This window comes from Cellulosimicrobium composti (assembly GCF_009711085.1).
GTDB classification, from domain to species: Bacteria; Actinomycetota; Actinomycetes; order Actinomycetales; family Cellulomonadaceae; genus Cellulosimicrobium; species Cellulosimicrobium composti.
Window position 1 is genome coordinate 1 of the sequence record NZ_WMKA01000077.1, and the last position, 9790, is coordinate 9790.

Below are 9790 nucleotides of genomic sequence, written 5' to 3' on the forward strand. Positions count from 1 at the left end.
CGCACCCGCACCCCCCGCGAGAAGTCCGCCTGACCCGACCCGCCCCGAGCGGGCCGGTGCGCCGAGCAGGCGGTCCCGGCTCGTCACGCGACGCGGACGGACCAGGAGCACCTGCTCGGCAGGGGACGCGACCCCGCGTCAGGCGTCGGCGCGGACCGTCGAGCCGTAGAGGGCGTCGATCGTGCCCGCGAAGTCCTGGATCACGAGCCCGCGCTTCACCTTGAGCGACGGCGTGAGGTAGCCGTTCTGCTCGGTGAAGTCCGTCGTGAGCACCGTGATCTTGCGGATCGACTCGGCGCGCGACACCGCCTCGTTGGCGTGCGCGACCGCGCGGTCGAGCGCGGCGAGGACCTGGCCGTCCTGCGCGGCGGCCTCGACGTCCATCTCCGGCAGCCCGTGCGTCGAGAGCCAGCCGGGCAGCATCTCCGCGTCGAGCGTGACGAGCGCGCCGATGAACGGCCGCTGGTCGCCCACCACGACGACCTGGCTCACGAGCGGGTGCGCGCGCAGCCGGTCCTCGAGCACGGCCGGCGCGACGTTCTTGCCGCCGGCCGTGACGATGATCTCCTTCTTGCGCCCGGTGATCCGCAGGTAGCCGTCGTCGTCGAACGCGCCGAGGTCGCCCGTACGGAACCAGCCGTCCTGCAGGGCCTCGGCGGTGAGGTCGGGCCGGTTGCGGTAGCCGCGGAACACGTGGTCGCCCTTGACGAGCAGCTCGCCGTCGTCGTCGACGCGCAGCGCCGTGCCGGGGAACGCCGGGCCGACCGTGCCGATCTTGGTGAGGCCGGGCAGGTTGACGGCCGTCGGTGCGGTCGTCTCGGTGAGGCCGTAGCCCTCGAGGATGCGCAGGCCGACGCCGCGGTAGAAGTGGCCGAGCCGCTCGCCGAGCGGCGCGCCGCCGGAGATCGAGTACGTGAGTCGCCCGCCCATCGCGGCGCGCAGCGTCGAGTACACGAGCCGGTCCGCGACGGCGTGCTGGGCGCGCAGGCCCGCCGAGGGGCCGCGCTCGGTGTCGAGCGCGCGCGACCACGTGATCGCCACCTTGGCCGCCCAGTGGAAGATCCGGCGCCTGAGCCCGGAGCCCGTCTTCTGCTCGGCCGTGTTGTAGACCTTCTCGAACACGCGCGGCACGGCGAGCAGGAACGTCGGACGGAACGTGCCGAGGTCCGCGACGAGGTTCTTCGTGTCCCAGCTGTGCGCGAGGACGGCGTTCGACGCGACGACGACGACCTGGATGAACCGCGCGAAGACGTGCGCGAGCGGGAGGAACAGCAGCGTGCGCGCACCGTCGGCGTCGAGGATCTCCGCGAGCCCGGCGCGGCCGTTGAGCGCGAGGTGGACGAAGTTGCGGTGCGTGAGCTCGACGCCCTTGGGGCGGCCCGTCGACCCGGACGTGTAGATGATCGTCGCGAGGTCGTCCACGCGCTGCGCCGCACGACGCCGGTCGATCTCCTCGGCGGGGACGGCGGCTCCGGCGGCGCGCAGAGCGTCGACGGCGCCGTCCTCGATGACGAGCACGTCACCGAGCTCGGGCAGACGGTCGCGCACGGACGCGACGGCGTCGGCGTGGGCGGCCGTCTCGACGACGGCGAGGCGGACGGACGCGTCCGAGCAGATCCACTCGACCTGGTCGGGCGACGACGTCTCGTAGACGGGGACGGGCACGGCGCCCACGGCCCACGCGGCGAAGTCGAGGAGCGTCCACTCGTAGCGCGTGCGCGACATGATCGCGACGTGGTCCCCTGCCTCGACACCGCGTGCGACGAGGCCGCGCGCGACCGCGACCACGTCGTCCTCGAACTGCCGCGCGGTGAGCGGCTCCCACGACCCGCCCGTGGCGTCCCGCCGCTCGACGAGCGCCGCGCCGGGGTCGCGCGCGACGCGGTCGGTGAGCAGGGTGCTGATGGTCGCCGTGGGGGAGACCTCGACGAGGCTCGGCGACACGTGTTCCGTCATGGGACTCTCCGCTGAGTGGACGGCAGGTAGGGACGGCGTGACACTTTACTCCGTACTCCGAGTATCGCGTTCCTCGCCGACCGTCCCCCGCGCCTAGGATCGATGGGTGACGAACCAGCCGCCCGCCGTCCCCGCCGTCCCCGCCGAGATCCTCACGCTGCGCGACAGCATCGACAACATCGACGCGGCGCTCATGCACCTGCTCGCCGAGCGCTTCAAGTTCACGCGCCGCGTCGGGGAGCTCAAGGCGCAGGGCGGCCTGCCGCCGGCCGACCCGGAGCGCGACCGCCAGCAGATCGCCCGCCTCACGGGCATCGCCGAGGCCGCCGGCCTCGACCCCGAGTTCGCCGAGCAGTTCCGCGCGTTCATCGTCCGCGAGGTCATCCGCCACCACGAGCGCATCGCCGCGGAGCACGCCGCCACGGGCGAGGGCGCGCCCGTGCTCGACACCTACTCCTGACGCTCCTGACGCCGCAGCCTCGCCCACGCGGTCGACCCCGCGCCCCTGACCCCGCGCCCGCCGCGGGTGCCCGACGCGCGGTGGCGACGGGCGTCGATGTGACGGACCCTGGAGAGGACCCAGGGCGGGCCCGGCGCCGGTGCGACCGGCGCGCCGTGCGGCCCGCTCACGCCGACGGACGTCATGAGGTGTTCGCATGAAGATCGATTGGCTCAAGCCCCTCCTCGGCCACCCGGGCCCCTTCGCGACGGTGTACATCGACGCGACGCGTGCCAACGAGGCCGGGGACCGCGAGGTCGAGAACCGCTGGAAGGGCGTGCGGCGCCAGCTGCGCCAGGACGGCGCGCCCGACGCCGTCCTCGACGACCTCGAGGAGGTGGTGCTGCGGCCGACGCGGGTCGGGGGCACCCACGGGCGCGTGCTGATCGCCGACGAGACGGGCGTGCTCGTCGACCGGGTCGTCAAGGACCCTCCGGCGCTCACCAAGGGCTCCTGGGGCCCGGTGCCCGCGCTGCTGCAGGCCGCGCGGGCCGCGGACGAGTCGGTCGACTACGTGCGGGTCGTCGTGGACCGCCAGGGCGCGGACATCACGTGGTCCGTCGCGGGCGGCCACGTGCCGTACGGCGAGCCGGAGACGGTCGAGGGCGGCCACGACGTGATCAACAAGGTCCGCACGGGCGGGCTCTCGCACAAGCGGATCGAGTCCCGCGCGGAGGACTCGTGGGAGCGCAACGCCGAGGCCGTCGCGGCCGAGATCGAGCGTCAGGCCGCGGAGTACCGGCCCGAGCTCGTCATCCTCACGGGCGACGTGCGCGCGGTCCCGCTCGTGCGCGGCGCGCTCGGCCGGTCGGTCGCGGAGCTCGTGGTCGAGGTCCCGGGCGGGGGCCGCGGTCCCGGCATCAACGAGGCGGCGTTCGAGGCGAACGTCGCCGACGCGCTCGACAGCTACCGCGAGCGTCGGCGCGAGAAGGTGCTCGCCGAGTTCCGCCAGGAGCAGGGCCGGGAGTCCGGCGCCGTGACGTCGGTCGAGGACACCGTCGCCGTGCTCGCGCGCGGCCAGGTCAAGGAGCTCGTCCTCGCGGACGAGTACGGGCAGGGCGCGACGCTCGACGGGCGCGAGCTGTGGATCGGGCCGAGCCCGATGCACATCGCCGCCTCGAAGGAGGAGATCGAGGCGCTCGGCGTCACCGAGGGCCTCGAGAAGCTCCCCGCGACGGTCGCGCTCGTGCGCGCCGCCATCGGTCAGGACGCGGGCCTGACGTTCGCGCCCGAGGGGAGCGTCGAGCTCATCGAGGGCGTCGGCGCGACCCTGCGCTGGGCCGACGAGGGCACGCCGCGCGAGGTCGCGGCGACGATGTCGGGCGACGACTCGCGCCTGCGCGGCGAGATCATCTGACGGACCCTGCACGCGACGACGCCCTCCCGCGGCCGCAGCCGGGAGGGCGTCGTCGCGCGCGCGGGCTCAGCCCTTCTTGCGGGCCTCGGGCTCGCCGAGCTCGGACGAGACGACGACGATCCCGCCCTGGACCGCGGGGTCGCCCTGGCCCTCGGCGGCCGCGACGAGGTCGAGCGTGCCCGTGACGCGCCCGCCGTTGCGGACGTCGACGACCGACGCCTCGACGCCCGCGAGCGACGCGGCGGGGACGGCCACCTGCGCCGCGAGGATCGGCGTGCGCATCGACACCTTCGCCTCGGACTTGATCTTGCGCAGCGCGGCGAGCGCGTGCCCGGCGGCGGTGAGCACGGCCGGGTCGGCGTCGCCCGCGGCCGAGCGCGCGGTGTCGGGCGTGGGCCACGGCGCGCGGTGGATCGAGCCCTCCGACGCGCGCCACCACGACCACACCTCCTCCGTCGCGAACGGCACGAACGGCGCGAAGAGGCGCAGCAGCGTGTCGAGCGCGATCGCGAGCGCGACGCGCGCCGACCGGGTCTCGGGCGACACGTCGGAGGCCGAGGCGCCCGCACCGTAGGCACGGTCCTTGACGAGCTCGAGGTAGTCGTCGCAGAACGTCCAGAAGAACGTCTCCGTGACCTCGAGCGCGCGCGTGTGGTCGTACGCCTCGAACGCCTCGGTCGCCTTCTCGACGACCGACGCGAGGCCCGCGAGCATCGCGCGGTCGAGCGTCTCGGTGACGAGCGCCGGGTCCAGGACGATCTCGCCCGTCCCGGTCTCGGGGTCGACGCCGAACGACAGCGCGAACTTCGACGCGTTGAGGATCTTGATCGCGAGACGACGGCCGATCTTCATCTGGCCGACCTCGAACGCCGCGTCGGTGCCGAGGCGCGCGGACGCCGCCCAGTACCGGACCGCGTCCGAGCCGTGCTCCTCGAGCAGGCCCATCGGCGTGACGACGTTGCCCTTCGACTTCGACATCTTCTTGCGGTCGGGATCGAGGATCCAGCCCGAGATCGCGGCGTTCTTCCACGGCAGCGAGCCGAACTCGAGGTGCGAGCGCACGACGGTCGAGAAGAGCCACGTGCGGATGATGTCCTGGCCCTGCGGGCGCAGGTCCATGGGGAACACGCGCTCGAACAGGTCGGGGTCGACCTCCCAGCCGCCCGCGATCTGCGGCGTGAGCGACGACGTCGCCCACGTGTCCATGATGTCGTTCTCGCCGACGAAGCCGCCCGGGACGCCGCGCTGGTCCTCCGTGTACCCGGCGGGCACGTCGGTCGACGGGTCGACCGGCAGGACGTCCTCGGACGGGACGATCGGGTGGTCGTGGTCCACCTCGCCCGACTCCAGGACCGGGTACCACAGGGGGATCGCGACGCCGAAGAAGCGCTGGCGCGAGATGAGCCAGTCGCCGTTGAGGCCGCCGACCCAGTTCTCGTAGCGCACGCGCATGAAGTCGGGGTGGAACGCGAGCTCGGTGCCGCGCGCGAGCAGCTCGCTGCGCAGGTCGCGCACGGTGCCGTCCTCGGTGGTCCAGTCGCGGCCGCCGTTGCGGATGTACCACTGGCGCGACGTGACGATCTCGAGCGGCTTGTCGCCCTTCTCGAAGAAGTTCGCCTTGCGCTGGGTCGGCACGGGCTCGCCGTCGAGGTCGCCCGCGTCGCGCAGCGCGTCGACGACGGCCTGGCGCGCCGAGAACGTCGTCTTGCCCGCGATCTCGGCGAACACGCCCTGGCCCGCGTGCGACGTGATCCAGTCCGGCGTCTCGCGCGTGATGCGGCCGTCGCGCGTGATGATCGAGCGCGTCGGGAGCCGGAGCTCGCGCCACCACTGCACGTCGGTCAGGTCGCCGAACGTGCAGCACATCGCGATGCCGGCGCCCTTGTCGCGCTCCGCCGCGGGGTGCGCGAGCACGGGCAGCTCGACGTCGAACAGGGGGGAGCGGACCGTGGTGCCGAACAGGTGCTGGTAGCGCTCGTCGTCCGGGTGCGCGACGAGCGCGACGCACGCCGCGAGCAGCTCGGGGCGCGTGGTCTCGATGTGGACCGGGGCGCCGTCGTCGGGCGTGCCCGGCGCGACGCGGTGGAACGCGACCTTGTGGAAGTGGCCCGGGTAGTCGCGCGCCTCGAGCTCGGCCTGCGCGACCGCCGTCTGGAACGTCACGTCCCACAGCCCCGGCGCCTCCGCCTGGTACGCCTCGCCGCGCGCGAGGTTGCGCAGGAACGCGCGCTGCGCGGCCGTGCGGGAGCGGGCGTCGATCGTCTGGTAGTGCTGCGCCCAGTCGACCGAGAGCCCGAGCCGGCGCCACAGCGCCTCGAACTGCTTCTCGTCCTCGGCCGTGAGGCGCTCGCAGAGCTCGATGAAGTTGCGGCGGCTCACGGGCACCTGGTCCGCGGCCTTGACGGACTTGCCCTCGCCGCCCTCGTGCGGGGGCTCGAAGCCCTCGACGTAGGGCAGGCTCGGGTCGCACCGCACGCCGTAGTAGTTCTGCACGCGGCGCTCCGTGGGCAGCCCGTTGTCGTCCCACCCCATGGGGTAGAAGACCTCGAGGCCACGCATGCGGCGGTAGCGCGCGACGACGTCGGTGTGCGTGTAGGAGAACACGTGCCCCACGTGCAGGGAGCCCGAGACGGTGGGCGGCGGCGTGTCGATCGAGAAGACCTGCTCGCGGGTCTTCGTGCGGTCGAACGCGTACGTGCCCTGCTCGGCCCAGCGCGCGTCGTACGTCTCCTCGAGTCCGTCGAGGCTCACGCGGTCGGGTACTCCCGCGACCACCGCGCGGACGACGTCGCCGGCTACGGGGCCGGCGGGGGAGGTCGTGGCTGCAGCGGGTTCGGCCGCGCCCTGCGGCGCGTTCGTCGGGAAGTCGCTCATGGTCCCCCATCTTCCCAGATCCGCGGGCCCCGGCGGTCCGTCGCCCACGGCCCGGACGACGGGCGCGCGGCCGGCACCTCGGGTGCCGACCGCGCGCCCGGCGCGGCTACTGCGGGGGCGTCGCGCAGCGCAGGGTGGGGGCGAGCCAGTCGGCGTGGTCCCAGGCGTCCCCGTCCCCGGCGTCCGAGACGTGGAGCGTGACGACGTCGACCCCCGTCACGTCGACGTCGACGTCGACCGCCGGATCGGCGCGGCGCAGGGTCGGGCTCGTCCACAGGGCCGCGCCGTCGCCGCGCACGGAGAGCACGACGCTGGCCGCGGCCTGCGCCTCCGCGTCCACGCCCGCCTGCGCGGTCAGGCGCGAGCAGGCTCCGTCGACGCGCACCTCGACGACGCTCGTCGCGTGCACGCCGAGTCCCACCGGGCTCGTCGTGGTGCCCACGGTGAGCGGCCCGCCGTCACCCGCGGCGAGCTCGCCGTTGCTCGCGTCCCGCTCGAGCGGGCCCCAGCCGTTGTCGGCGCGCTGGAGGTCGAGCGAGGAGACGCCGTACCGGTCCTGCGCGGCGAACAGCACGTGCAGCGTGTCCGCCGAGAACAGCGCCGTGCCGGCGTTGGCGCTCGTCACGAGGCCCGACCACAGCTGGTTCGTCCCGGTGGTGCGCCCGTAGAGACCCGGCGTGCCCTGCGCGCGGTAGAGGTCGAGGTACTGGCCGGACCGGGCGACTCTCGCGAGGTGGCCGTCCGCCTCGTACCGCCACGCCTGGAAGGACGCGTCCGGGTCGCACGCGAAGAGCGTGGCCGGGGTCGCGGCTCCCAGGCACAGGTCGGGCCGCGCGCCGTTGTGGATCGCGCCGCGCGCGTCGAGGAACCACGTCTGCGCGGCGCTGCCGTCGCACCCGCCCGCGGGTGCCACGACCGCGCGCGGCGCGGTCCCGGAGAGGTCGGCGGCGAGGCAGCGCCCGCCGTCGACGGTCACCGGCGCCGGGTCGGGCAGGAGGGCGGACGCCGACTCGACGAGCCCCGTCGCGCGCAGCAGGTCCGCGAGCCCGTCCTTGGCGTCCGCGTCCCCGCCGAGCAGCTCGGCGCGGTGCGCGGCGACGTACGCGTCGACGTCGGCGGCGTCGGCACGCAGCGCGAGCGCCGCGTCCGCGACGGTCCGCGCGGCCGGGCTCAGCGCGGCGAGGTCGTCGGACCACGTGTCGAGCAGCACCTGCGTGTGCGCGTCGAGCACGGGGTGCGCCGTCCCCGCGAGTGCGGACAGCGCCGCGTCGAGCTCGGGGAGTTCCACGGCGCGCAGCGCGTCGTGCCCGTCCTCCTGCCCGATGACCACGGCCGGCTCGAGCGGCGGCAGGTCGGTGGGGATCGTCGTCGTCGAGCCGAGCTGCGTCGTCGTGCCGTTCGCCCGGCACAGGAGCCGGGCCTGCGAGGGCCGCTCCGACTCGGCGAGGTTGACGTTGACCTGCTTGACGCCGTCCGACGCGTCGAGCGCGACGTTCTCCGCGCGACCCCCGACGTACGTCACCTCGGCCCAGCACTGGCGTGCGGCGCCGGTGCTCGTCGTGTCCGGCGCCGGGAGGGTGAAGACGTTCCCGTAGTTCGAGCGGAACGCGGGGTACAGGACGGTCTGCGCGGGGTTCGCGGGGTTGTACCCGCCGAGCAGGGTGACCACCGGGACGCCGACGGCGCGCGGCTTCGCGGCCGAGAACGCCGCGTTGCGCGCCTTCGCGTCGACCCAGGACCCCGTCGCGGGGTCCCAGTCGCGGTAGCCGCTCGGGTACGACGCGTCGGGCACGACCGTGCGCAGGGACTGCTGGATGCGCGCGGCGCTGTACCCCGTGTGGTGCGTGTACCGGGAGAGGTCGCTCGTGGCGCTGCCGCCGGACATCGCGTCGCGCTGGTAGTTGTACAGGCCCGCGAAGCTCTGCTGAACATCGTGCCCGCGACGTCGACGCCCTCGGGCGTGAACGCCCGGTCGTTCCAGAGGTTCGAGCGCATGCGGTCGCGGTAGGCGATGTAGCCCCACCCGCTCTCGCTGTGGTGCGTCGCGTTGACGACGCGCGCGTCGCCGGTCCTCGAGCCGTCCACGCCGGGGTAGTGGCCGAGCCCGTAGGAGTGCCCGATCTCGTGGCTCCACTCGTTGCCCACCGAGTCGTAGAGCGTCGCCATGCCGTTGCCGCCGCTCAGGCCGTGGACCACGCGGCCGTTCGTGTACGCCCCGGCGGAGTGGTGGTAGACGCGCTGGTTGAACGTGCCGGGCTGCACCTGGTTCATGGGTGCGCTGGGGATGCCGAAGCTGGCGAGGTTCACGCCGGTCGAGAACTGGGCCTTGCCGACGTTCTCGCGCAGGTCGCCCGAGTGCACGTCGCCGGCCGTGGCGCTCGTCCCGGGCGACGCGTAGACGGCCCCGGACGCGACGACGACGCGGTCGAGCCGCACGGGCTCGTAGCGCGCGACGACGAGGCGCGAGACGGGGACCGTCTGGAAGTAGTCGGCGGCCGCGCGCGCCGTGTCGTTGAGCATGACGTGCCCGTCGCCCGTCGGGGGGTCGGTGAGCATGCCGAGCTCGGTGCCGTTCACGACGAGCTCGGTGGGCGCCGCGACCTCGATCGCCGACGCGGCGAGGGTGCCGGTGCGCCCGGCGCCGTCGGTGAGTTCCAGGGAGAGGCCGGGCACGACGACGTCCCACGGGAGCTCGACGCTCCACGCGCGCGTGCTGTAGACGACGTCGGGCCGCCCCTGGGAGTCGGCGACGTCGTCGCGCGGGATCGCGGACGGCGGCGCGAGCGGGAGCGTGGCGCGCACCTGCCCGCCGACGCGCACCGTGACCGAGAGCGACGTCACCGCCGACGTCGGGGTGAGCAGGAGCAGCGCGGTGCGCTCGGCGACGAGTGTCGGCATGTCGCGCGCGGTGTTGCCGGCGGGGTCGATCGTGTGGCTCTGCGCGAGCTCGACCATGCCGCCGAGCCCGCCGGTGAGGTCGTTGCGCACGGGGCGCGCCGAGCCGTCCGCGCGGACGTCGTGGAAGCCGAGCGGCCCGACGGCGGTCGGCCCCGCGTCCGGTCCGGCGGCGGCCGCGGTGGGGGCGCCGGGCGCGGGCCCGCCCG

The 9790-nt window shown here is 74.3% G+C and carries 5 protein-coding genes and 1 pseudogene; 2 read left to right on the forward strand and 4 right to left on the reverse strand.

Going from position 1 to position 9790, the window contains the following annotated elements:
- Positions 1-138: 138 nt before the first annotated feature.
- A complete protein-coding gene (locus GJV82_RS18570; protein WP_155100250.1) occupies positions 139-1956 on the reverse strand; it encodes an AMP-dependent synthetase/ligase in 1818 nt (605 codons plus the stop codon).
- A 106-nt stretch (positions 1957-2062) separates the two neighbouring features.
- Here GJV82_RS18570 and GJV82_RS18575 point away from each other — a divergent pair, with 106 nt between their 5' ends.
- On the forward strand, positions 2063-2416 hold the full coding sequence (locus GJV82_RS18575) for a chorismate mutase (RefSeq protein WP_318657829.1): 354 nt from the start codon (positions 2063-2065) through the stop codon (positions 2414-2416).
- A 196-nt stretch (positions 2417-2612) separates the two neighbouring features.
- On the forward strand, positions 2613-3812 hold the full coding sequence (locus GJV82_RS18580) for a baeRF2 domain-containing protein (RefSeq protein WP_155100251.1): 1200 nt from the start codon (positions 2613-2615) through the stop codon (positions 3810-3812).
- Between the two features lie 66 nt (positions 3813-3878).
- On the opposite strand, the gene valS is transcribed toward GJV82_RS18580, so the two are convergent.
- The 3 genes and pseudogenes from valS to GJV82_RS20340 form a co-directional block, all read right to left on the reverse strand.
- Positions 3879-6686: a valine--tRNA ligase gene (gene valS / locus GJV82_RS18585; protein ID WP_155100252.1), complete on the reverse strand. Its 2808-nt coding sequence runs from the start codon at positions 6684-6686 to the stop codon at positions 3879-3881.
- 106 nt (positions 6687-6792) lie between these two features.
- Positions 6793-8571, reverse strand: a complete 1779-nt coding sequence (locus tag GJV82_RS18590) for an NPCBM/NEW2 domain-containing protein (RefSeq protein ID WP_155100253.1) — start codon at positions 8569-8571, stop codon at positions 6793-6795.
- 149 nt (positions 8572-8720) lie between these two features.
- A pseudogene (locus GJV82_RS20340) lies at positions 8721-9641 on the reverse strand (M66 family metalloprotease); the annotation flags it as partial.
- Between the last annotated feature and the right edge of the window lie 149 nt (positions 9642-9790).